This window comes from Micromonospora sp. S-DT3-3-22 (assembly GCF_015354745.1).
Lineage (GTDB): Bacteria > Actinomycetota > Actinomycetes > Mycobacteriales > Micromonosporaceae > Micromonospora > Micromonospora wenchangensis.
This window is the reverse complement of record NZ_JACGMO010000044.1, coordinates 26,710-50,601: the sequence shown is the minus strand read 5'-3', so window position 1 is coordinate 50,601 and position 23,892 is coordinate 26,710. Positions and strand designations below refer to the sequence as shown.

The 23,892-nt window shown below is 75.0% G+C and carries 16 protein-coding genes; 6 read left to right on the top strand and 10 right to left on the bottom strand.

The genetic code is table 11. The features are described 5' to 3' along the window. The 6 genes from H1A17_RS15250 to H1A17_RS15225 form a co-directional block, all read right to left on the bottom strand. Window positions 1-792 (bottom strand): ATP-binding cassette domain-containing protein (locus H1A17_RS15250; RefSeq protein WP_194822152.1); only part of this gene is annotated, 792 nt, incomplete at its 3' end. Beyond that, window positions 789-2,714, bottom strand: coding sequence for a dipeptide/oligopeptide/nickel ABC transporter permease/ATP-binding protein (locus H1A17_RS15245; protein ID WP_194822151.1), 1,926 nt, complete (start codon window positions 2,712-2,714; stop codon window positions 789-791). The genes H1A17_RS15250 and H1A17_RS15245, both read right to left, overlap by 4 nt. Then, entirely contained in the window at window positions 2,711-3,652 is a 942-nt protein-coding gene (locus H1A17_RS15240; protein WP_194822150.1) for an ABC transporter permease, read from the bottom strand. Before H1A17_RS15240 ends, H1A17_RS15245 begins: the two co-directional genes overlap by 4 nt. A gap of 215 nt (window positions 3,653-3,867) precedes the next feature. Continuing rightward, window positions 3,868-4,794, bottom strand: coding sequence for an alpha/beta fold hydrolase (locus H1A17_RS15235; RefSeq protein WP_205789463.1), 927 nt, complete (start codon window positions 4,792-4,794; stop codon window positions 3,868-3,870). 110 nt (window positions 4,795-4,904) lie between these two features. Continuing rightward, window positions 4,905-6,905 (bottom strand): acyltransferase, encoded by a 2,001-nt coding sequence (locus H1A17_RS15230; RefSeq protein ID WP_194822149.1) that lies wholly within the window; start codon window positions 6,903-6,905, stop codon window positions 4,905-4,907. 99 nt (window positions 6,906-7,004) lie between these two features. Continuing rightward, entirely contained in the window at window positions 7,005-7,184 is a 180-nt protein-coding gene (locus H1A17_RS15225) for a hypothetical protein (protein WP_145919669.1), read from the bottom strand. Window positions 7,185-7,520: 336 nt separating this feature from the next. On the opposite strand from H1A17_RS15225, the gene H1A17_RS15220 reads away from it, so the two are divergent. Continuing rightward, window positions 7,521-9,065 carry an NAD(P)/FAD-dependent oxidoreductase gene (locus H1A17_RS15220; RefSeq protein ID WP_194822148.1) on the top strand — a complete coding sequence of 515 codons (1,545 nt, stop codon included), beginning with the start codon at window positions 7,521-7,523 and terminating at the stop codon, window positions 9,063-9,065. A 294-nt stretch (window positions 9,066-9,359) separates the two neighbouring features. On the opposite strand, the gene H1A17_RS15215 is transcribed toward H1A17_RS15220, so the two are convergent. The 3 genes from H1A17_RS15215 to H1A17_RS15205 form a co-directional block, all read right to left on the bottom strand. Further along, complete coding sequence (locus tag H1A17_RS15215; protein ID WP_240762882.1) at window positions 9,360-10,430, bottom strand: carboxymuconolactone decarboxylase family protein; 1,071 nt, start codon at window positions 10,428-10,430, stop codon at window positions 9,360-9,362. A gap of 61 nt (window positions 10,431-10,491) precedes the next feature. Beyond that, complete coding sequence (locus H1A17_RS15210) at window positions 10,492-12,129, bottom strand: FAD-dependent oxidoreductase (RefSeq protein WP_145919671.1); 1,638 nt, start codon at window positions 12,127-12,129, stop codon at window positions 10,492-10,494. Then, window positions 12,126-12,695, bottom strand: coding sequence for a DUF5987 family protein (locus H1A17_RS15205; protein WP_194822147.1), 570 nt, complete (start codon window positions 12,693-12,695; stop codon window positions 12,126-12,128). The genes H1A17_RS15210 and H1A17_RS15205 overlap by 4 nt, the downstream gene beginning before the upstream one ends. Before the next feature lie 415 nt (window positions 12,696-13,110). On the opposite strand from H1A17_RS15205, the gene H1A17_RS15200 reads away from it, so the two are divergent. Further along, entirely contained in the window at window positions 13,111-14,106 is a 996-nt protein-coding gene (locus H1A17_RS15200; protein ID WP_145919673.1) for a DUF1702 family protein, read from the top strand. Between the two features lie 58 nt (window positions 14,107-14,164). On the opposite strand, the gene H1A17_RS15195 is transcribed toward H1A17_RS15200, so the two are convergent. Beyond that, on the bottom strand, window positions 14,165-14,911 hold the full coding sequence (locus H1A17_RS15195) for a TIGR03084 family metal-binding protein (protein WP_240762988.1): 747 nt from the start codon (window positions 14,909-14,911) through the stop codon (window positions 14,165-14,167). A 465-nt stretch (window positions 14,912-15,376) separates the two neighbouring features. On the opposite strand from H1A17_RS15195, the gene H1A17_RS15190 reads away from it, so the two are divergent. From H1A17_RS15190 to H1A17_RS15175, 4 genes are all read left to right on the top strand, one after another. Then, complete coding sequence (locus H1A17_RS15190; RefSeq protein WP_194822146.1) at window positions 15,377-16,432, top strand: carboxymuconolactone decarboxylase family protein; 1,056 nt, start codon at window positions 15,377-15,379, stop codon at window positions 16,430-16,432. A 136-nt stretch (window positions 16,433-16,568) separates the two neighbouring features. Continuing rightward, window positions 16,569-17,543: a DUF1702 family protein gene (locus H1A17_RS15185; RefSeq protein ID WP_145919676.1), complete on the top strand. Its 975-nt coding sequence runs from the start codon at window positions 16,569-16,571 to the stop codon at window positions 17,541-17,543. Between the two features lie 141 nt (window positions 17,544-17,684). Then, window positions 17,685-23,444, top strand: coding sequence for an SDR family NAD(P)-dependent oxidoreductase (locus H1A17_RS15180; RefSeq protein ID WP_194822145.1), 5,760 nt, complete (start codon window positions 17,685-17,687; stop codon window positions 23,442-23,444). Between the two features lie 2 nt (window positions 23,445-23,446). Beyond that, window positions 23,447-23,890, top strand: coding sequence for a thioesterase family protein (locus H1A17_RS15175; protein ID WP_091242950.1), 444 nt, complete (start codon window positions 23,447-23,449; stop codon window positions 23,888-23,890). The last annotated feature ends 2 nt before the right edge of the window (window positions 23,891-23,892 follow it).

The window sequence follows — 23,892 nt, the reverse complement described above, 5'->3', positions numbered from 1 at the left end:
CGCGGCGCGGGCCGGGCCGGGGTCCGGCACCGGCGCGGCGGCCAGCAGGGCCCGGGTGTACGGGTGCGCGGGCCGCCGGTACACCGTCTCGGCGGCACCGGACTCGACGACCTGCCCCCGGTAGAGCACCACGATCCGGTGCGACAGGTGCCGCACCACCGCCAGGTCGTGGGCGATGAACAGGTGCCCGAACCCGAGGTCGGCCTGGAGGTCGGCGAGCAGGTTGATGATCTGCGCCCGGACGGACAGGTCCAACGCGGACACCGGCTCGTCGGTGACCAGCAGCCGGGGGGTGCCGACCAGCGCCCGCGCCAGGGCGATGCGCTGCCGCTGCCCACCCGAGAACTGGCCCGGGTAGCGGTGCGCCGCGTCCGCCGGCAGGCCCACCCGGCGCAGCGCCTCGACGACCAGCGCCCGACGCCGGGCCGCGTCCAGACCCCGCCGGTTGAGCAGCGGCTCGACCAGGCAGTCGCCGATCCGGCGGGCCGGGTTCAGCGAGCTGTACGGGTCCTGGAACACCAACTGCACATCGCCGCTGAGCGCCCGCCGCTGCCGCCGGCCGGCGTGCGTGACGTCCACCCCGTCGACACCGATCCGGCCGTCGGTCACCGGGGTCAGGCCCAGGATCGCGCGGGCGATCGTCGACTTGCCCGAGCCGGACTCGCCGACCAGGCCGACCGTCTCACCGGCGGCCACCGTCAGGCTCACCCCGTCCACCACCCGGGTCGCCGACCGTCGGCGTCCGAGGTCGACCACCAGGTCGTCCACCGCCAGCAACGACCGCCCGGTCATGCCGCCACCCGGCTCTCGTTCGGCCGGACGCAGCGCACGGCGTGTGCCGGGCCGGCCCGGTCCAGCGGCACCGGGGCCCGCCGGCAGGGCTCGACGGCCAGCGGGCAGCGCGGCGCGAACCGGCACCCCGTCGGCCAGTCCCCGGGCGCCGGCACCGTGCCGGCGATGGTGGGCAGCCGGCCCGACCCGGACACCCGGTGCGGATCGGCCGCCAGCAGCCCCCGGGTGTACGGGTGCCGGGGGCGGGCGAACAGCTCGGTCACCGGGCAGGACTCGACGACCTGACCGGCGTACATCACCACCGCCCGGTCGCAGAGCGCCGCCACCACCCCCAGGTCGTGGGTCACCAGCAGCACGGCGAGCCGTCGTTCCCGGCTGGTCCGGGCCAGCAGGGCCAGGATCTCGGCCTGCCGGGTGACGTCCAGCGCGGTGGTCGGTTCGTCGGCGATCAGCAGTTCCGGGTCGCCGGCCAGGGCGAAGGCGATCGCCACCCGCTGGGCCATCCCCCCGGACAACTGGTGCGGATACCGACGCGCGGTGCTATCCGGATCGGGCAGGCCGACGTCGCGCAGCAGCGCCACCACCCGCTCGCGGGCCGCCCGCCCGCCCACGCCGGTGTGCCGCCGGACCGCCTCGCCGAGTTGGGCCCCGACGCGCAGGGTCGGGTCCAGGCTGACCATCGGGTCCTGGGCGACGTACCCGATCCGCCGGCCCCGGACGGTGCGCCACTGCCGGTCGGTGGCCCGTACCAGGTCGAGGCCGGCGAAGTGGCAGCTGCCGGTGACCCGGCCGTCGCCCGGCGGCAGCCCGAGGATGCTCAGCGCGGTGACCGTCTTGCCGCAGCCCGACTCGCCGACCAGCCCGACGATCTCCCCGGGGGCGATGTCCAGGTCGACGTCGCTGACCACGGTGGTGGCGTCCGGGGTGGCCGCGCCGGGACGGCCCGGGAGCCGGACCGACAACCCGCGCACCGACAGCAGGGCGTCGGGGGCGGGGCGCGCCGGGGTGGCCGTGGACGTGGCCGGCGCGGGGACCGCCCGGTGCCGGCCGGCCCACCCGGAGCGCCGTCGGCGGGCCAGCTTCGTCGTCGACCAGGCGGCGGTCGTGCCGTCGCGGGCGGCGTCGCCGAGCAGCACGAAGGAGAGCACGGTCAACGCGACCGCCAGCCCCGGCGGGACCAGGGCCCACGGGTGACGGACGATGACCATCCGCGCCTCGTCGATCATGCCGCCCCAGCTCGGCTCCGGCGGCGGCGGCCCGAACCCGAGGAACGCCAGGCTCGCCTGCATCACCAGGGCGACCGCCGCGACCAGGGACGCCTGCACGATGACCAGGCCGCGCAGCCGGGGCAGCACGTGCCGGCGCAGGATCTGCGGTGCGGAGAGCCCGGCCAGCCGGGCCGCCGCGATGAACAGCTCCTCCCGGGTGGACCGGGTGGCGGCCCGGACCACCCGGATCAGCCCGGAGGAGAGCAGCAGCCCGAAGGTCAGCATGGCGATCGTGACGTCGCCCGGGAAGACGGCCACCACCACCAGCAGGATCACGATGGCCGGCAACGAGAACAGCAGGTCGGCCAGCCGGCCCACCAGCGCGTCGACCAGCCCGCCGAGGTAGCCGGCGAGCAGGCCCAGGCCCACCCCGACCACGGTGGCCGTCAGCACCGCCACCAGCACCCCCCACAGGGTGCCCGCCGCGCCGTACGCGAGCCGGCTGAGCAGGTCCTGACCGAGCCGGTCGGTGCCCAGCGGATGCGCGGCCGACGGTCCGGTCAGGGCGGCCGGCAGGTCCTGGTCGACCGGGTCCCGACCGGTGACCAGCTCGGGGTGCAGGGCGCAGGCCAGCACCAGCAGCAGCCACAGCACGGCGAGCAGCACCAGCGGCCGACGCAGCAACCGCACCGCCACCGCCGCCGGCCGGCTCACCGGGCACCCACCCGGGGGTCCAGCCACGCCTGGGCCAGATCGGCGAGCAGCCCGATCACCACGACGATCAGGGTGTAGCAGACCACCGCCCCCTGGAGCACCGGAATGTCGTGCTGGGCGGCGGCGAGCGCGGCCCCGGAGCCCAGGCCGGGCAGTCCGAAGATGTTCTCGATCAGCACGGTCGCGCCGAGCAGGCTGGCGGAGATCACCCCGAGCAGCGCGACCACCGGCACCGCCGCGGTGCGTAACGCGTGCCGGTAGACGATCGACCGGGTGGACAGCCCGTTGGCCTGCATCACCCGGACGAAGTCGCGGCTCAGCACGTCCAGCATGGAGTCGCGGGTCTGTTTGGCCACCGCGGTGACCGCCGCCAGCGACGTCGCGGCCACCGGCAACGCCAGCGACCGCAGCCACTGCACCGGGGACTCCCCGAACGGGACGTAGCCGGTGGCCGGGAAGAGCCGCCACCGCACCGCCAACCAGGTGATCAGCACCAGGGCCAACCAGAATCCGGGTACGGCGAGACCCACCACCGAGGCCACGTCGACCAGCCGCCCGAGCGGTCCACCCCGGACGGCGCTGAGCACGCCGAGGGCGGTGCCGACCACGCCGACGGTCAGCGTGGCCAGCAGGATGAGCGACAGCGTCGGGGCCAACCGGCTGGCGATCAACGGGCCGACGGCCGTGCCGGTGCTCACCGACCGGCCCAGGTCGCCGTGCACGGCGTCGGCCAGCCAGCTGAGGTACTGCACGGTCAGCGGCCGGTCCAGCCCCATCTGCCGGTGCAGGGCCTCGACCTGCTCGGGCGGGGCCAGCGGACCGAGCACCGTGCGGGCCGGGTCACCGGGCACCAACGAGATCAGCAGGAAGCACAGGACCGACACGACGAACAGCAGTGGCCCGGTCCAGGCCAGGCGGCGCAGGACTAGCCGGACCATGGCCACCGGTGGCCGTCCGCACCGACGCCCCGACGGGCGTCGATCCCCCCTGTGGTCGTACGGCCGGCCGGGTCGCCGGCGTCGTCGAGTCTGATGGCGTCACGCTCCAGCCGTCGGTGGTCAGGGACGACCCACCGACGTCCGTGATCAGCGGCGCGTCAGGGGCCGTGTCCACGCTGGCAGAGCGGAGGTACCGTTGTCTTCCGCAGACGTGCTCACCCGGTGGGTTTCCCGGCACCGCCACCGGTGTGCGATAGAACTTCCGCGACGAGCATGTCCCACGTGGCGCGGGGCGGCATCTGGTGCCCCACCCCCTGCAACGGCAACAGCCGGGCGACGGGCAGTTCGGCGGCCAACGCCTCCCCGTGCCCGTACGGGAAGAGCGGGTCCTCGGTGCCGTGCACCACCAGGGCCGGTGCGGTGATCCCGGGCAGCGCGTCGCGGTACTCCGGCCCGCCGTCGATCGACCAGTGGTTGGCCAGGCTGGCCCGGATGTCGACGGTCCGCGCCACCGCCCGCGCCACGAGTTCCCGCAGCTCCGCCCCGGCCAGCGGGACACTGCCCGTCAACGGTCGCTGGCCGGCGGCGATGTGCTCCACGATGGAGTCCGGGTCGTCCCAGTCCGGGTCGGGGCGGGACTCCCCGAAGCTCGCCATCAGCGCCCGCGACATCGGCGGCAGGTCGGGGTAGGGGCGCTTGCCGATCCGCAGGGCGGGGCTGGTCGAACTCAACGTCAGCGAGGCGACCCGGTGCGGGTGCTCCACGGCGAGCCGCTGGGCGATCGCGCCGCCCATCGAGATGCCCCAGACGTGCGCGGCCCCCAGGTCGAGCCGGTCGATCAGGGCGGCGGCATCGGTGACCAGGTCGTCGAAGTGGTAGTCGGGGGAGCCGGCCGGCCAGCCGGTGGAACGGCCGGTGTCCCGGTGGTCGTAGCGCACCACGTACCGGCCGCCGTCGGCGAGTCGCCGGCACAGCCCGTCGGCCCACCAGTCCATCGAGTTCGACGCCCCGCTGACCAGCAGCACGGCGGGGTGCCCCGGTGCGCCGAAGGTGTCGACGCAGAGCTGTACGCCGTTGGCGGGGACGTGTCGCTCCGTCCCCGCCATCAGCCCCTCGTCGCCAACGGTCCGATATGTGCTCAAGACGGTCTCCTCATGCCCTCGGACCACGCGCGGGAATTCCGCGACCACCGCCGGTCACCATGCGGGAGATTATCCGCCCCACCGTTCGAGCAAACCGCGTAAAACGCCGGCTATGCCACGAGATGTTCCAGCGAGTCGAGCAGGTCGTCGAGGTCGTCGGTGACCACCGCGCCGTCCCGCCACCGGGCCAACGGGTCCGTCCGCACCGCCGCCCGCAACCGCTCGACCCGCTGCGCCTGCGGCTGCGGGACCGTCCCGTCGTCGGCCCCCCGGGCCAGTGCCGCGTCGATCCGGTCCAGCCGCGCCCCGGCGGTCTCCCACACCGCCTCCGCCGCCGTCACCACCTCGGCGACCCCCCGGAACAGCTCGTCCATCCGGGCCACCGCCCCCGCGACGGTCAACTCCACCCGGCCGTCGTCGGTGATCCGTCGCCGGGAGAGCGGCGGCGGCGGGCCGGTGACCACCACGGACGCCTGGTCGAGCAGCGCGCTGACCCGGGCCAGCTCCGCCGCCGACGGCTGCCCGGGACCGGCGAACGGCCGGACCGCCTCGTCGACCACGGCCGAGTAGGCGTGGTAGACCGTCCACAACTGGGCCAGGTCCGTCCGGGCCGCCGCCCACCGGCGGGCCGACTCCCCGGTCAGCTCGGCGGCGGCCAGCAGGTGCCGGTCCAGGTGCCGCTCCAGGTCCACCAGGTTGGCCTGGATGGCGTCCCGGTCGGTGACCGCCGCCGCCACCGCCGCCCCGGCCTGCGGGCCGGACAGCACCTCGACGGTGGCGGTGGCCAGCAGCGGGGCGCGCAGCAGCGCCGGGGGTCGCGGCGTCGGCCGTCGTCGCCGGGCCAGCAGGTCGTCCACCCGGGCGGCGAGCGGCTGCTCGACCAGCCGGTGGCTGAGCGTGGCCAGCAGCACCGCGCCGAGCAGCGTCACCGTCTCCAGCTCCCAGAACCCGGCCGTGCCGTACAGCTCGCGGATCGGGCGGACGGCGCCGCTGAACACCGCCCCCGGCTGGAGGTAGAAGTGCATCACCGCGAAGTGCCACAGGTAGACGCCGTAGGAGACCCGTCCCAGGTGGACCACCGGGCGGGCGGTCAGCACCGCGTCCACCACCCGGGTCCGGGCCGCGCCCGGGGACACCAGCGGCAGCGACGCGAACAACCCGAACAGGGCCACCATCAGGTACGTCATGAACAGCCCGCTGGTCGAGTAGATCGCGTCCATCCCGATCACGCTGAACGGGCGGGCGCAGTTGACCAGGTAGACCACGACCGCGGCGACCCAGAACAACCCCGGGCGCAGCGCGGCGAACCGCAGCAGCCGGGGGGTGTCCCCGGGCGACACCTGCGCCAACGCCAGCAGCACGGCCAGCCCGAGACCGATGCCGATGGTCGGCGCGAACCCCTGCGGCCACCAGAACACCATCCGGTTGTCCCAGCCGTTGCCCTTGACGAAGAACAGCCAGCCGACACCGATGGCGATCAGCACCGGCACCGGCAGCAGCAGCCGGCGGGCCCGCGCCACCGGGGTCGCGCCCCGGGCGGCGAAGCGGTGACTCGCCCAGGCGATCAGCGGCAGCGCCAGGTACCACTGGACCATGCTCGGCACCGTCCAGCTGACCTCCATCCCGTTGATGAAGTGCGGCGCGAACGGGCTCGGCGAATAGATCTGCAACAGCAGCAGCGGACGCAGCACGTACCAGGGGCCGTCGATGGCGTCCCGGTTCAACGCCACCAGCACCACCAGGTACATCAGGTAGTACGCCGGCAGCAGCCGCATCAGCCGACGGACCATCGTCGCGCCCTGCGGCGGGCGCGGCCGGCCGGCGATGATCGCCCGGGCCAGCGGCAGGTAGAGGTAGAGCGCGGGCAGGACGAAGAACACCCCGATGAACGAGGGCAGCCCGCTGACGAAGAACCCGCCGAGGAAGTTGCTCGGCGGTCGGGGCGCACCCAGCGCCTTGGTGCCCAGCAGCCCGGAGAACATCGCCACGTGCACGGTCAGCAGCGCCAACGCCGCCAACCCGCGGATGCCGAAGATCGCCGGGTCCCGGTCACCGCCCGTGCGGCCCGTGGCGGCCGTGGCCCCGCAGCTGTCCCTGGTCGTCACGCTCACGTACTCGTCCTTTCGGTCCGGCCGGCGGTGCGCCGACCGGGAGCCGGCCGGGACCCACGGCACGCGGGATGGTGTCGCCCCTGTCCAGCGGGCCGGTGGTCAGCGCAGGACGGACCGCACGAAGCGCAGCGTCGTACGCACCTCCGGGCTCTCCGCCAGCTCCAGCGCCCGCTTCAACTCGGGCACCCGGTCGACGACCAGGTCCCGCAGCCGGCGCAGCTCGGCGGAGTTGATGCTGAAGGTCGTGGTCCCGTCCTCGTTCTCGGTCACCTGCGGCACGTGTCCGCCTCCTCGTCTCGGCCGTCCGTGCGGCGCCGGACACCGGCGTCCACACCGTCGGGGCCGCGACCGTGGCGGCACCCGTCGTACCCGGTTCGAGGATGGAACCGGCGAGGTGGGGGGTCATCTCCGAGCGTGCTCACCGCCCCGGCCGGCCCGCCCCGGCAGCTCGGGGCGACCGTCCGCATTGGGCACGTACGAGGACGTGCCGTCCCGCCGGTTCTGCTTCCATGGGCAGCACACCTGGCGAGCCGCACGCCCGGCGGTGTGCGCGGCGGGGCGCTTCCCGTCCCCGCCCCGCGTGGGCCGCCGACCGAGTTCAGGGAGGCACCGCAGATGGGCGACCACGTCGCAGCGAGCAGGACCGCGCGAAGCGGTGGGGTGACCGACCGGGTACGCGCCGCCTTCGGCGGCCGGCCGGAGGCCCCGGTGACGCCACGCATCCTGGGCGACCGGGCGGTGGTGGCCGGCGGCAGCATCGCCGGCACGCTGGCCGCCCGGGTGCTGTCCGACTGGTACCGCGAGGTCGTCGTCGTGGACCGCGACGAGGTGCTCGGGGTCACCGGCATGCGCAAGGGCGCGACGCACGCCGTGCACGCGCACGGGCTGCACGCCCGGGGCTACCTGATCCTGTCCGACCTCTTCCCCGGCCTGCTCGACGACGCCAAGGAACTGGGCCTGCCGGTCCGCGACTTCGGGCTGATGCGCTGGTACTTCAACGCCCGCCCGATCGCCCGTACCGAGACCGGGCTGCTCTCCGTCGCCGGCAACCGGCCGGTGCTGGAGAACTACCTGCGGTCCCGGGTCGCCGGGCTGCCCAACGTGACCTACCGCCAGCACACCGACGTGCTGGGGCTGGTGGCCACCGGGGACCGGGGCCGGGTCACCGGGGTCCGCGTCCAGGAGCGCACGCCGGGCAGCCCCGAGGAGCGGCTCGACGCCGACCTGGTCGTCGACGCCACCGGCCGGGGGTCCCGGCTGCCGGTCTGGCTGGTCGAGCTGGGCTACGAACGGCCGGTCGAGGAACGGATGACGATCGGGCTGGCGTACACCACCCGCACCTACCGGCGGCGGCCCGGCACCTTCGACGGGCCGGTCGCGATCAACCCGGTGGCCTCGCCCGAGCACCCCCGGGGGGCGTTCTTCGGGCAGACCGCCACCGGCGACTTCCGGCTCAGCCTGACCGGCATCCTCGGCGACCACCCGCCGACCGACCCGGAGGGCTTCGAGGACTACGTCCGGACCCTGCCGGTGGCCGACATCCACCAGGCGGTCCGTGACGCGGACCCGACCGGCGAGGCGGTGTCGTTCACCTTCCCGGCCAGCGTCTGGCGGCACTACGAGCGGCTGTCCCGGTTCCCGGCCGGGCTGGCCGTGCTGGGCGACGCGGTGTGCAGCTTCAACCCGGTCTACGGCCAGGGCATGACCGCCGCGGCGATGCAGGTGACCGCGCTGCGCCGGTTCCTCGACCGGCAACCGGCCGCCGACGGCCGCTCCTACCTGCGGGACGTGGCCCGGCTGATGCGCCACCCGTGGCAGCTGTCCACCCGTACCGACCTGGACTTCCCCGGGGTGGGCCCGAAGTCGCTGCCGATCCGGCTGCACAACGCCTACCTGGTCCGCCTCCAGTACGCGATGACCAAGGACCCCGAGGTCACCCGGGCGTACATGCGGGTCGCCGGGCTGGTCGACCCGCCGCGCATGCTGTGGCGGCTGCCGCTGGTGCTCAGGGTGCTCCGGCTGGCCAGGGACATGCCGGCCACCTCGCCGGTCCCCGTGCCCGCCCCCATCCCCGCTCCCAACCCCGCTCCCGAGCCGGCCTCCGGGGCGGGAGACGAGCCGGCGGGCCCGGTGGACGCCGGGCAGCGCTCCGGGTCCTGACCTTCCGGGGCCGCAGCCCGGGGACAGCAGCCGGAGCCGGCGCGGGAACCGGCTCCGGCTGCACCCCCGCCGAACCGCTACCCCGGTCCTCGTCACCCGGCGTCGGCGGTGCCGGTGACGCGCGGCGACTGCCGCAGCCGCCGCCGACCTCGCCGTGCCGGCCCGGCGAGGTCGGCGTGCCGCTGGCGGGAGCGTCAGCGCGGAGGGTGTTATGCCCAGCAGGCATGAATATGCCTGCTGGGCATGTGGCTGCCGGAGAAACCCGACCGGGTTCCGCACCGGTCCCCGTGGGGGTCAGCCGGTCGGCTCCATCGCGTCCGGGACGCCGGCCAGGGCGGGGCCGTAGCGGCGGGCCGCCGTCAGGGCCGCCCAGGCGGTGACCGTGACCAGGGCGTCGTCGTCGGGATGGTGCGCCCGGAAGTCCGCCACCACGGCGTCGGTCACCTGGTAGGAGGCGAACGCCGTGAGCAGGGCGAGCCGTCCCGCCGGCCGCTCCGCCGGAGGCAGCGCAGCGACCGCGTCGTCCACCCAGGGGCGGGCGCTGACGCCGGTCGGGCCGTCCTGCGGGTCGGCGCAGCGGGCGACGACCAGCTCCCGTACCCCGGCGGGCACCACCTGCCGGCCGGCGTCCCCGATCGCGGCGTAGCCGCGCGCCATCGCCTCGGCGAGCACCGTCGGGCCCGCCCAGGCCAGGTCGGCCGGCGGCGCGACCTCGGGCAGCAGCGCCAACGCCGCCCCCGGCGGGCGGGGTCGGCGGGCCAGCGCACCCATCACCCGGGCCGCCGTGCGGTGCACCATTCCCCGCGCCACCGGCGGGGCGGCGGGCAGCGGCGAGTCCTGGAGGAAGACGTTGACCATCCGGTTGAGGTAGTGGAAGACCACCGCCACCCCGACCAGTTCCGGCAGCTGGTCCGGCGGCGCCGGTGGCGGCCCGGCCGGCCCGTGCGGGGAGGGTCGCCGCGCCCACCGCGACAGCGGACCCCACTCGCCGTCGTCGAGCCGGTCCACCGGCGGACCGGCCCCGTCGAGGGTCGGCAGCAGCCCGACCAGGGCCGCCCCGTGCACGTCGACGCAGTACGGGCAGCGGTTCGCCACGGACACCGCCGCCGCCACCGTCTCCTTGGCCGGTCGCCCCGCCGCCCCGGTGGCCACCAGGGTCTCCCGCAGCATCGCCCAGCTCGCCGCCAGCACCTGCGGCGCGGGGGAGTGCAGCGCCACCGGTGGCGCGAGCATGCCGAAGTCCTGCTCCACCTGGGCGTACACCCGGGCGACGAGGCCGTCCGCGCGGTGCGGGGCGACCGGGCGGACGTGCCGTACGTGGGCGAGGACGGTGCGCCGGGTGGCGCGGGCCAACAGGGTCCCCACGGTCATCCCCTTCCAGGTCGGGGCGGTCCCCCGGCCGGATGCCGGGGGACCGTGGTCGGGGTCAGCGGGCCTGGAGCACGGCGCGTCGGCCGGCGGTCGCGCCGTCCGGCGCGGGAGCGCCGTAGGTGACCGCGATCCCGCGTTCCCGGGCGGCCCGGACGATGCCCGGCACGGCCCGTTCGGCCAGCGCGCTGATCGTCAGGGCCGGGTTGACGGTGAGCGCGCCGGGCACCGCCGACCCGTCGGTGACGAAGATGCCCGGGTGGCCGCGCAGCTCGTGCCGGTCGTCCAGGGCGGAGGTCGCCGGGTCGTCACCGATCCGGCACGACGCCAGCGGGTGCACGGTGTACGCGCCCACCAGGTCGTTGGTCCACGGCATCACCTTCGCCAGGCCGTCGCGTTCGACGATGTCCTTGACGTCGGCGTCGGAGAGGTTCCAGCCCCGCCAGGTGTTGGCCGTGGGCTGGTAGCGCAGCGGGCCGTGGCCCAGCATCTGCTGGGAGAACCGGTGCGCGTTGCCGGTCTCCGGCGGCGGCCCGAACACGCCCTCGTTGTCGTCCTCGGACATGGTGAAGACGGTCAGCCACGACTTGAAGTGCCGCATCAGCTCCTTCTTCTCCACCCCGAACCAGCTCGGGCCGGTCGCGTCGGGCACCTGGGCGAGGATGGTGCCCAGGCCGGGCGGGAAGTAGAGCTGCTCCAGCGAGTACCGCTCGTACTCGGGCAGGCTGGCGTCGAGCCGGTCCCAACTGGCCACCGTCGGCCCCCGGCCGATCTGGTACGCCTCGTAGGCGACGCCGTCACCCCGGTCCAGGCCCAGCACCTCGCGGACCCGGTCCTCGTCGAACACGGCCGTGTTGAGCCGTTCCCCGTTGCCGGAGAAGTAGCGGCCGACGGCCCTCGGCATCGTGCCCAGCGTCGCCTCGGACCGTTGCAGGATGACCGGGGTGGCCCCGGCGCCGGCCGCGACGATGACGATCTTCGCGTCGATGGTGCCCGTGTCGTGCAGGATGCGGTAGTCCTCGTCGTCGACGATCCGGTAGTGCACCCGGTAGCCGCCGTCGTCGGTGCGGGACAGGTGCTGCACCTCGTGCAGCGGCCGGATCGTCGCCCCGTGGGCCAACGCCGCCGGTAGGTAGTTCAGCAGCAGCGACCGCTTGGCGTCGAACCGGCAGCCGGCCATCATCCAGTTGCAGTTGGTGCACTTGTCCAGGTCGATCGCCGACGGCACCGGGTTGGCCGTCCGGCCGGCGTGGGCACACGCCGCCGCCCACAACCCACCCGGGTACGGCACCTGGTCCCAGCTCTGACTGGTGACCGGCAGCGCCTCGACCACCCGGTCGTACCACGGGTCCAGGGTGTCCCGGTTGATCGCGGCCGGCCACATCCGGCGGCCGATCGAGCCGTGCCGTTCGAAGACGAACCGGGGGGCGCGCGGCATGGTGGCGAAGTAGACGACGCTGCCGCCGCCCACGCAGTTGCCGCTGAGCACGCTCATCCCGTCCCCGACGACGAAGTCGAACGCCCGGGTGTACGACGAGCCCAGCTCGAAGTCGTGGTCGAACTCCTGGCTGGACAGCCACGGTCCGCGTTCCAGGATCACCACCTTCGCGCCACCGGCGGCCAGGTGGTAGGCGGTGATCGCGCCGCCGAAACCGCTGCCGATGATCAGGACGTCGGTGCTTTCGGTGCTGCTCATGCCGGGCTCCCGGTGGGGGTCGTGTCGGGGTGCAGGGGGGCCAGGGGACGGCCGTAGGAGTAGTTCGGGTAGCGCCACAGCCCGTCGACGTCCGGCCGGTGGTAGCCGAGGTGCACCAGTCCGGGGTGCCCGTCGGCCAGCGCCGCCACGGTGGGCAGGTGCGCCGCGCTGTCGAAGGCCATGTTGCTGAACAGCGCCAGCCCGACCCACATCTGCTTCTCCGGGTGCTCCGGGTCGGTCAGCCGGCGGACCAGTTCGGTGCGGTGCTCGAACGGCAGGGCCACGAAGGCCGGCAGCGTCGGGTCGAGCGCGACGCCCTGCTCGGCGGCGTACTCCCCGGCGTGCATGTCGAGGGTGACGGCCAGCCCGTCGAGCGAGTCGGCCAGGCCGCCGGCCGGCAGCTCCAGCAGTTCCAGCGCCCCGGCGGCGACCGCGCCGCCACCGGGGGCGGCGCCCGCCACCGCCCGGTCGTCCGGGCTTCTCTTCTCGCCCGGAACAATGGTGTCGGCGAAGGCCTCGATGGTCATTGTCCGCGCTACGTCTGCGTCGGTGGTATCGGACTGCACGACGACGCCTCCTGTCCGGTGCGAAATTGTTCCGGGAGAAACTGCGGTAATGCGTTCACCGTGGATCGCGCGAATGTCCGTGCCGCCTCGTGGCGGTGGAATCCGGGCACCGTTGCCGCACGATTCCTTTGCCGCACATCGTGCACGCACCGGGCCCACCGAAACACCTTCCGAAGTGCGCTGGGCACCCCGTCGTGACCCCGGTCGCCGCCGGGCGACCGGCGGAGGTGGCCCGTCCCGGCCGGTGGCGGGCCGGCCGGTGGACGCACCTGCGCACGCCCGGAGAAGCGGGACGACCGCCGTGGCCCGGACGATGAGTGCACCCGTGACCGGCGTGCGCCCGCAGGTGCCCCGGCGGGTCCCCGACCGCTGCCCGACGGCACCGACCGTCCGGCGTTCCCCCAGGGAGATGGCCATGCCGACCACCCTCGGTTCGCTCCGCAGGCTGCTGCTCACCCCGGCCCTGGCCGAGGTGACCTTCGCCCGGCGCGGCTTCCCCGTCGTCGAGTCGGCGGCGACCCGCCGACTGGAGGCCATCCCGCAGACGGTGATCTGCGGGTTCGAGTGGGCGATCGACGCCCGCGACCAGTGGGAGGTGGAGCGACGCCTGGAACTGGTCGACGTCGAGCTGCGCGGGTTCGCCTACGAGGGGGCCACGATGGCCTTCACGGTCCGCGACGCGATGGCCGGCGGGCGTGGCCACCGGACCCGGGACCTGCTGCGCGGACGGGCCGAACGGCACACCTTCCTCACCTACATCGGGATCGGCTTCGCCATGGCCCGGCTGCCCCGTCCACTGTGGCGGCGGGTCCTGCCCGACCTGACCGGCATGCGGTACTACCCGACGATGAGCTGGCTGGCCGTCGACGGGTACGGCTTCGACCGGGCCTACTTCGACACCGACCAGTGGGTACGGCAGCAGTACCGCCCCGCGGCGTACCCCTGGCAGGGGCATCCCGACTACTTCACGCGCGCCTGCGACCAGGGCGTCGGCCGGGCGCTGTGGTTCATCCACGGCGCCCAGCCGGAGCAGGTGGCGACCGCCGTGGAGCGGTTCGACCGGTCCCGGCGTCCCGACCTGTGGAGCGGCGTCGGACTGGCGGCCACGTTCGCCGGTGGCTGCGACGCGGCCGGCCTGGCCACGCTGGCGCGGCTCAGCGGCGTCGACCGCCCGCACCTCGGCCAGGGGGCCGTGTTCGCCGCGAAGGCCCGCGACTACTCGGGTCACATCCCCGGGCACACCGGGGTGGCGTTGCACGCCCTCGCCGGAATGACGGTGGAGCACGCCTCCGTGCTGGCCGACGACGTCGCGGTGGACACCGCCGCCGGGCCGGACCTGCCGGCGTACGAGCTGTGGCGGGCCCGGGTGCGCGACCGGGTGCCGGCCGTCGACCCGGCGACCCCGGCCTGAACCGGTCGGCGGACAGCCGGCGGCCCCCGTCCCGCTCCGGGACGGGGGCCGCCGGCCGTCACGCCGCGATGGTGTCGAACTGGCCGGGTGCACGGCCGGGGCCGGCCGGACCCCGGTAGGCCTGCGCCAGGTCCAGCCAGCGGTCGGCCTCCGCGCCGACGGCGGTCAGCGCCAGGTCGGCGCGGTGCCGGCGGCGGGTGACCAGCAGGCACAGGTCGGCCGCCGGGCCGGTGATCCGCTCGGTCGCGTCCGCCGGCCCGAACTCCCAGACCTCCCCGCCGGAGGGGGCGGTGATCTCGAAGCGCAGCGCGACGTCCGGGGTGTCCAACCCCCGGGCCTGGTAGCCGAAGTCCCAGGTGCGGACGGCGAAGTCGACCAGGTGCCGCAGCCGGTCGGTGCGTTCGGGGCGGACCCCGAGCGTGTCGGCGATGTCCTGGCCGTGGCCGAACAGCTCCATCATGCCGGCGGCGGCCAGCACCGGCGCGGGCAGCGGCCGGACCAGCCAGGGCACCGTCTGCCCGGCCGGCACCGCGGCCAGGGCCTGCTCGGCGGTGGCCCGTTCCTCGCGCCACTTGGCCAGCAGCGCCGGTGGCGGCGCGGACAGGTACGGCGAGAGCGCGGTCCGGACGTTGCGGTTGAAGTCGGGCCCGAACTGCTGGGCGAGCGCGATGAACCCCGCCGGGTCCGCCGCGGCCAGGCCGGCCAGCCGGAAGGTGGCCGCCAGATGGGCGATCTGGTGGGCGATGGTCCACTCCGGCGCGGGGGTGTCCAGCGCCCACTGCGCCTCGTCGAGGCCGGCCACCATCCGGTCGACGGCGTCACCCTCCAGGGTCAGGTCGACGAAGACGTCGTTCCGTGCGCTCACGCGTCTGTCCTTCCGCTCGTCAGCAGGGGCGAGCGTGGCCCGGCGCGTCCGAGGGCGCCGGTTGCCACGCACGACGCCGATCCCGTCGCCGCCTGACGCGCGGGGCGGCCGGTGGCCGGGCCCACGTCGACGGCGTCACGTCAGCACCAGCAGCATGCGGGCCGGGCGCGGGCGCTGTCTTCTCTCGTCATGCGCTGGCGCCCCACCGCCGTCGTCGCCGCCACGACGCGCGTGGGCCCGATTGTGGGCGCCGGCCGCCGGGTGCGCATCCGCGCCCATGCGGCGGGTTGCGCACCGTGGAAGAACCACCGGCCGGGCCGACCGGCGCATGCTGACCACGATGGGCCCGGCCGTCGACGTCCGGCGAACCCCGGCAGGTACGCGGGCCCGCCAGGGGGAGAGGTCATGGTCGCCGCACGGGTCGCGTCCTCGGTGGTACGCCGGCAGGTCAGGTACGTCACGCCGGTGCCGGCCGGGACCGCCCGGGGGCTGGTGGCCGACGTCTACGCCCAGGCGGAGCGGGAGCAGAAGCTGGTGGTGCCGCCGGTGCTGCTGCACTCCCCGGCGCCGCCGGTGCTCGCCGCGTACTGGATGTTGCTGCGGGAGCCGCTCGTGGCGGGGCGGACGGTGGACCGTCGCACCAAGGAGGCCGTGGCCGCCGGGGTCTCGGTGGCGAACACCTGCCCGTACTGCGTGGACATGCACAGCATCAGCCTGTACGACCTGGCCACCGAGGACGACGCGGAGGCCGTCGCCGACGACCGGATCGTCGACCTTCGGGACCCGGCGGTACGGGCGGTGACCGGCTGGGCCCGGCAGGCCCACGCCACCGCGCCGGCCGCCCCGTTCCCGGCGGCGCACGCCCCGGAGCTGGTCGGCGTGGTGGTCGCCTTCCACTACCTGGCCCGGGTGGTCAACGTGTTCCTGCCCGACCACCTGCTGCCGGCCGGGCTGACCGGGGCGGCCCGACGCCGGTTCAAGCGGGCCGTCGGCCGGCTGCTGCGCCCCACCCTGCGCGGTGCGCCCCGGCCGGGACGGTCGCTGGCGCTGCTGCCGGCGGCGACGCTGCCCGACGACGCCGGATGGGCCGCCGCCGACCCGGTGATCGCCGGTGCGGTGGCCCGTGCCTACCGGGCGTTCGACCGGGCCGGCGAGGAGGCGGTGCCGGCCCCGGTCCGGGCGCTGCTGCGCGAGCGGCTCGACCGGTGGGACGGCTCGTCACCCGGCCCCGGCCGGGGCTGGTACGACGACGCCTGCGCCGGGCTGCCCGAGCCGGACCGGGCGGCGGGCCGGCTGGCGTTGCTGACCGCGTTCGCCTCCTACCGGGTCGACGACGAGGTGGTCGGGGCGTTCCGGCGGACCGCGCCGACCGACCGGGCGCTGGTGCAGGCGGTCGCCTGGGCGGCGTACGCGGCGGCCCGGGAGGTCGGCCGGCGCTGCCTGCGCCCGGCCGCCCGGTGAACCCGCCGGTCAATTACCGGGCCCGCTGGGTAATGCGCCGGTGGCGCACCTTAGAAGTAGACGATCTGTTTCGCCGCTGAAAACATAACTTCAGGAGGCATCCCTCCTGACGTGCGAGAAGATAGGGGGACGCCCGGTGTCGAATCTATTCCTGAGACTGCGGCGACGCATTATCACGCCATCGTCCTCGGCGACCAAACTCGACGTTCGCGGTTTCCACCGAAAGAATCCGGCGGCCGTCGAACTGTTGGAAACCGTCGGCGAATCATTTCTGACCGGGTACGCCGCGGCCGCCGAGGCCCGCACCCCCGCCGACGCCGAGCCGGCGCTGGAGGCGGTGCGTCCGCAGTTCCGGGGCTTCGCCTACGAGGGGGCCGCGATGGCCCTCGCCGTGCTGGACGCCCTGCCCGGCGGCCGGTCGGACCGGGTGCAGACGTTCCTGGCCGGCCGGGGCGCCGACCACGTCTACATGGCCTACGTGGGGGTCGGCTGGGCGATGGCCCGGGTGCCCCGGTTCCGCTGGTCGAAGCTGCACGCCCCGGACCCGCTGCTGCGCTGGCTGGCCCTCGACGGCTACGGCTTCCACCAGGCGTACTTCCACACCCGCCGGTACGTGCACGAGCAGTACCAGGAGCCGGACTTCCCGTGGCCGGCCGACGGCCCCCGCTGGTACGCCCGCCGCGCCATCGACCAGGGCATCGGCCGGGCGATGTGGTTCGTCGGCGGCACCGACGCCGGGGTGGTCGCCGACCTGATCGACAGGTTCCCCGCCGAGCGTCGCAGCGACCTGTACGGCGGCGCGGGCCTGGCGGCCACGTACGCCGGGGGCGCCGACGCCGACGAACTGCGCCTCTTCCTCGACCGGGCCGGCAAGCACCGCGCCGACGTCGCCCAGGGCAGCGCGTTCGCGGCGACCGCCCGGCTCACCGCCGGTCTGGAGACCCCGCACACCGCCCGGGCCACGTCGGTGCTGGCCGGCACCACCCCGGCCGAGGCCGTCCGGATCTGCGACGAGCAGCGGCCGACCGGCGGCGACAGCCCGCTGGAGCCCGCCTACGAGATCTGGCGTCAGGCCATCGCCGACGAACTCCGGGTACGCGGAAGGCACTGACCGGGGACGTCCCCGTCCCCCGTCCCCGTCCCGCCCCGCGCCGGTGGTCCCGGCGCAGCCTCCCTCCCCACACCTGCCCACGCCTCGGCAGGCGCCTCGCCACGCCCGTGGCGACCCGAACGGTAAGGAGATCGTGCCCGCATGACCAGGATCGCCATCGTTGGCATGGCGTGCCGATACCCGGACGCCACCTCGCCCCGAGAACTGTGGGAGAACGCCCTCGCCGGTCGCCGGGCCTTCCGCGCGCTGCCCGACGTCCGCATGCGGTTGGCGGACTACTGGGACGCGGAGCCGAGCGCCCCGGACCGGTTCTACGCCCGCACCGCCGCCGTGATCGAGGGGTACGAGTTCGACCGGCTCGCCTACAAGATCGCCGGCAGCACGTACCGCTCCACCGACCTGACCCACTGGCTCGCCCTGGACATGGCCGCCAAGGCGTTGGGCGACGCCGGCTTCCCGGCGGGGGAGGGGCTGCCGCGCGACCGCACCGGTGTGGTCGTGGGCAACACCCTCACCGGTGAGTTCGCCCGCGCCAACGTGCTGCGGCTGCGCTGGCCGTTCGTCCGCCGTACGGTCGCCACCGCGCTGCAACAGCAGGGCTGGGAGGACGACCGGCTGGCGACCTTCCTCGACGAGCTGGAGGACCGCTACAAGGCGCCCTTCCCGGAGATCGACGAGGACACCCTCGCCGGGGGCCTGTCCAACACCATCGCCGGCCGGATCTGCAACTACTTCGACCTCAACGGCGGCGGATACACCGTCGACGGCGCCTGCTCGTCGTCGTTGCTGTCGGTCGCCACCGCCTGCCGGGCCCTGCTCGACGGCGACCTCGACGTCGCGGTGGCCGGCGGGGTGGACCTGTCCATCGACCCGTTCGAGATCGTCGGCTTCGCCAAGACCGGCGCGCTGGCCCGCGACGAGATGCGGGTCTACGACCGGCACTCCAACGGCTTCTGGCCGGGGGAGGGGTGCGGGATGGTGGTGCTGATGCGCGAGGCCGACGCGCTCGCCGCCGGCCACCGCAGCTACGCCACCATCGCCGGCTGGGGCATCTCCTCCGACGGCAAGGGCGGCATCACCCGTCCCGAGGTCAACGGCTACCAGCTCGCCCTGCGCCGGGCGTACGAGCGGGCCGGGTTCGGCATCGAGTCGGTGCCGCTGTTCGAGGGGCACGGCACCGGCACCGCGGTCGGGGACGCGACCGAGCTGACCGCCCTGTCGCAGGCCCGCCGGGAGGCCGACCCGACCGCCCCGCCCGCCGTGATCAGCTCCATCAAGGGCATGATCGGGCACACCAAGGCGGCGGCCGGGGTGGCCGGCCTGATCAAGGCGGCGCTGGCCGTGCACCACCAGGTGCTGCCGCCCGCGCTCGGCTGCGTCGACCCGCACGAGCTGCTCACCCGCGACGACGCGACGCTGCGGGTGCTGCGGACGGCCGAACCGTGGCCGGACGACCAGCCGGTACGCGCCGGCATCACCGCGATGGGCTTCGGCGGCATCAACACCCACGTGGTGCTGGACCGGGCCGGCACCGCCCGCCGGGTCGCCTTCGACACCCGGACCGCCCGGCTCGCCACCTCCGTGCAGGACGCGGAGCTGTTCCTGGTCGACGGCGCGTCCCGCGACGAGGTGCGCCAGCGGCTCCAGGAACTGCTCGACTACGTGCCGACCCTGGCCCAGGGGCAGCTCGCCGACGTGGCGGCCACCCTGCACGACCAGCTCGCCGACCGGCCGTACCGGGCGGCGGTGGTGGTGTCCTCGCCGACCGACGCGCAGCAGCGGCTGCGGCGGCTCTGCGAGCTGCTCGACGCCGGTGAGACCCGGCTGGTCGACGGCGACGGCCGCAGCTTCCTCGGCCACGTCGGCGGCGTCGGCCGGATCGGCTACCTCTTCCCCGGCCAGGGCGCCGGCCGGGGCACCAGCGGCGGGGCGCTGCGCCGCCGGCTCTCCGAGGTCGACCAGGTGTTCCGCCGGGCCGACCTGCCCGTCACCGGCGACATGGTGGCCACCGCGCTGGCCCAGCCGCGCATCGTCACCGGCTCCCGGGCCGGCCTGGCCGCCCTGGACCTGCTGGGGCTGGACGCGACCGTCGCGGTCGGGCACAGCCTCGGCGAGCTGTCCGCCCTGCACTGGGCCGGCGCGATGGACGACGAGACGCTGCTGCGGGTGACCCGGGCGCGCGGCCGGACGATGACCGAACACAGCTCCTCCGGGGTGATGGCGAGCGTCAACGCCGGACCGGAGCGGGTCTCCGCGCTGGTGGCCGGCGTACCCGTGGTGATCGCCGGCTACAACGGGCCGGAACAGACGGTGGTGGCCGGCACCGAGGAGGCGGTCCGGGCCGCGCTCGACCTGGCCGCCGGGGCGGGCCTCGGCGCGTCCCTGCTGCGGGTCTCGCACGCCTTCCACTCCCCGCTGGTGGCGCCCGCGGCGGACGCGTTCGCCGGGACCCTGACCCGGGAGTCCTTCGGCACGGTCCGACGGCGGGTGGTCTCCACCGTGACCGGCGAGACCCTGCCCGCCGAGACCGACCTGCGGGCGCTGCTGCACCGCCAGATCACCGACCCGGTGCTGTTCGCGCAGGCGGTGGCGTTGGCCGCCAAGGACATCGACCTCTTCGTGGAGGTCGGACCGGGCCGCATCCTCAGCGGCCTGGCCGGGGCGATCACCGACGTGCCGGCGGTGGCCCTGGACACCGACGACGAGTCGCTGCGCGGGCTGTTGCGGGTGGCCGCCGCCGCGTTCGTGGTGGGTGCCGCGCACGACTACCCGGCGCTGTTCGACGACCGGCTGCGCCGGCCGCTGCACATCGGGGCCGAGCAGCACTTCTTCGCCAGCCCCTGCGAGCAGGCCCCGCTGGTGGACCTGCCGGAGACGGCCCGCGCCGACCGGCCCGCCCCGACCGACGGCGACGGCCCGGTCGACGGCGAGTCCACGGTGGAGATGCTGCGCCGGCTGGCCGCCGAGCGGGCCGAACTGCCGCTGACCATGGTGCACGGCGAGAGCCGCCTCCTGGACGACCTGCACCTCAGCTCGATCACCGTCGGGCAGATCATCAACGAGGCGTCCCGGCTGGTGAACGTGCCACCGGCGCAGGCCCCGACGAACTTCGCCACCGCCACCGTCGCGGAACTGGCCGTGGCGCTCGACGAGCTCTCCGCCACCGGCCAGGCCGGCGACCACGACCGGACGCCCGCCGTCACGGGCGCGGCGGCCTGGACCCGTGCCTTCGCCGTCGACGGCGAGCCCGCCGGGCCGCCGGTCCCGACCGGCGGTGGCGTCCCCGGCCGGTGGCAGGTCTTCGCCCCCGACGGGCACCCGCTGGCCGCGCCGCTGCGGCACGCCCTGGAACGGGCCGCCGTCGACTCCGGCGTGCTGGTGTGCCTGCCGTCCGAGTGCGCCGAGGAACACCTCGAACTGGCCCTGGCCGGCGCGAAGGAGGCCCTCGCCGGGCCGGCAGGCACCCGGTTCGTGCTGGTCCAGCGGGGCCGGGGCGCGACCGGGGTGGCCAAGACCCTGCGCCTGGAGGCCCCGCAGCTGCGGGTGACGGTGGTGGACACCCCGGCGGGGCCCGGGGCCGTCGACCGGGTGGTCGCCGAGGTGGGCGCGACCACCGGATACCAGGAGAGCCACTACGACGACGCCGGGGCCCGGCGGCTGCCGGTGCTGCGGGCGCTGCCGGTACGCGCGGCGCAGACCCGCCCGGCCCTGGACGACACCGACGTGCTGCTGGTCACCGGGGGCGGCAAGGGCATCACCGCCGAGTGCGCCCTGGCCGTGGCGCAGCGGACCGGGGCCGCGCTGGGACTGCTCGGGCGTTCCGACCCCGCCGAGGACACCGAACTGGCGGACAACCTGCGCCGGATGACCGCCCACGGGGTACGCGTGCACTACGCCCGCGCCGACGTCACCGACGCCGCTCAGGTCGCCGACGCGGTCGCCGCGGTCCGGGCGGCGCTGGGCCCGGTGACCGCGGTGCTGCACGGCGCGGGCCGCAACGAGCCGGCCGCGCTGACCGCCCTGGACGCGGCGGCGCTGCGGCGGACCTTCGCCCCGAAGCTGGACGGCCTGCGCGCGGTGCTCGCCGCGGTCGACCCCGGGCAGCTGCGTCTGCTGGTCACCTTCGGCAGCATCATCGGCCGGGCCGGCCTGCGCGGCGAGGCGCACTACGCCACCGCCAACGACTGGCTGGCCGGGCTCACCGAGGAGACCGGCCGCCGGTTCCCGAACTGCCGGGCGCTCTGCCTGGAGTGGTCCGTCTGGTCCGGGGTGGGGATGGGCGAACGGCTGTCGGTGGTGGAGTCGCTGAGCCGGGAGGGGGTCGTCCCGATCAGCCCCGACCAGGGCGTCGAGGTGCTGCTGCGGCTGCTCGACGACCCGGACGTGCCGCCGGTGGTGGTGGTCAGCGGCCGGGCCGAGGGGATGGACACCCTGCGCTACGACCGGCCGCCGCTGCCGCTGCTGCGCTTCGTGGACAAGCCGCTGGCGTACTACCCGGGGGTGGAGCTGGTCTGCGAGGTCGAGCTGACCGCCGGCGCCGACCGGTACCTCGCCGACCATCTGCTCGACGGCAACCTGCTCTTCCCGGCGGTGTTCGGGATGGAGGCGATGACGCAGGTCGCGGTCGCGGTCACCGGCCGCTCCACGGTGCCGGTGGTCGAGCAGGTGGAGTTCCCCCGGCCGATCGTGGTGCCGCCCGACGGCAGCACCGTCATCCGGGTGGCGGCCACCGTCACCGACGACGCCGTCGTCCAGGTGGCGATCCGCAGCGCCGAGACCGGGTACGCCACCGACCACTTCCGGGCCCGGCTGCGGTTCACCGACACCGCCGTCCCCGACGGCCCGCCCGGACGCACCGACCCGGGCCTGCCGCAGGTGCCGCTGGCACCCGAGCGGGACCTGTACGGCGAGTGGCTGTTCCAGGGCGGCCGGTTCCAGCGGCTGCGCCGGTTCCACCGGGCCGCCGCCCGTGACGTCGACGCCGAGGTGGCCGTCGGCGGCGGCGATGCCTGGTTCGCCGGCTTCCTCCCCGCCGACCTGCTGCTCGGCGACCCGGGCACCCGGGACGCGTTCATGCACGGCAACCAGGTCTGCGTACCGGACGCCACCCTGCTGCCGGTGGGCGTGGAGCGGATCTGGCCGGCCGGGGCGCGGATGTCCGGCACCGGCGCGGTGCGCTGCTGCGCCACCGAACGCAGCCGCGACGGCGACACCTACGTCTACGACATCGCGGTCCGCGACGAGTCCGGTGCGGTCGTCGAACGCTGGGAGGGCCTGCGGTTGCAGGCGGTCCGGCACCGGGGCGGGCGCGGCCCGTGGCTGCCGGTGCTGCTCGGCTCGCACCTGGAGCGGGGGCTCGGCGACGTGCTCGGCGCGCGGGTCGCGGTCGCCGTGGAACCCGACGCCGGGCCGGACGTGCCCCGCCGGGAGCGGACCGCCGTCGCCGTCGGCCGCGCCCTCGGGGCCCGGCACGAGGTGCGTTACCGCCCGGACGGCCGGCCGGAGGTCGACGGCGATCGAGCCGTCTCGGCGGCGCACGGCGCGGGGGTGACCCTGGCCGTCGCGGCCACCGGGACGGTCGGCTGCGACGTCGAGCCGGTGGCCGAGCGTTCCCCGGCGGACTGGGCGGGCCTGCTGGGCGTCCACGCAGGGCTGGCCGCGCTGATCGCCGCAGACCGCGACGAGAGCGCGCACACCGCGTCGACCCGGGTGTGGGGCGCGGTGGAGTGCCTGCGCAAGGTCGGCCTGCCGGCGGACTCGCCGCTGACCCTGACGCCCGGCGGCCCCGACGGCTGGGTGGTCCTGGCCTCGGGTCCGCTGCGCGTCGCCACGTTCGCCACGAGCCTGGTGGACATCCCGCAACCGGTGGTGTTCACCGTGCTCACCGACGGGTGGAGTTGAGCATGGACAAGTACTTCGAGTACCCGCACACGGTCGGTTTCGAGGAGACCAACATCGTCGGCAACGTCTACTACGTCAACTACCTGCGCTGGCAGGGACGGTGCCGGGAGATGTTCCTCAAGCAGCACGCCCCGGACGTGCTGGCCGACCTCCAGGACGACCTGAAGCTGTTCACCCTGAAGGTCGACTGCGAGTTCTTCGCCGAGATCACCGCGTTCGACGAGTTGTCGATCCGGATGCGCCTGGTCGACCTGGTGCAGACCCAGCTGGAGTTCAGCTTCGACTACGTACGCCTCGACCCGGGCGGCGGCGAGACGTTGGTCGCCCGGGGGCGGCAGCGGGTGGCCTGCATGCGCGGGCCGAACAACCGGACCGCGCCGACCCGGGTGCCGGAGGCGCTGACCCGGGCGCTGGCGCCCTACACGGCCACCGTCCGGGCCCAGTGACG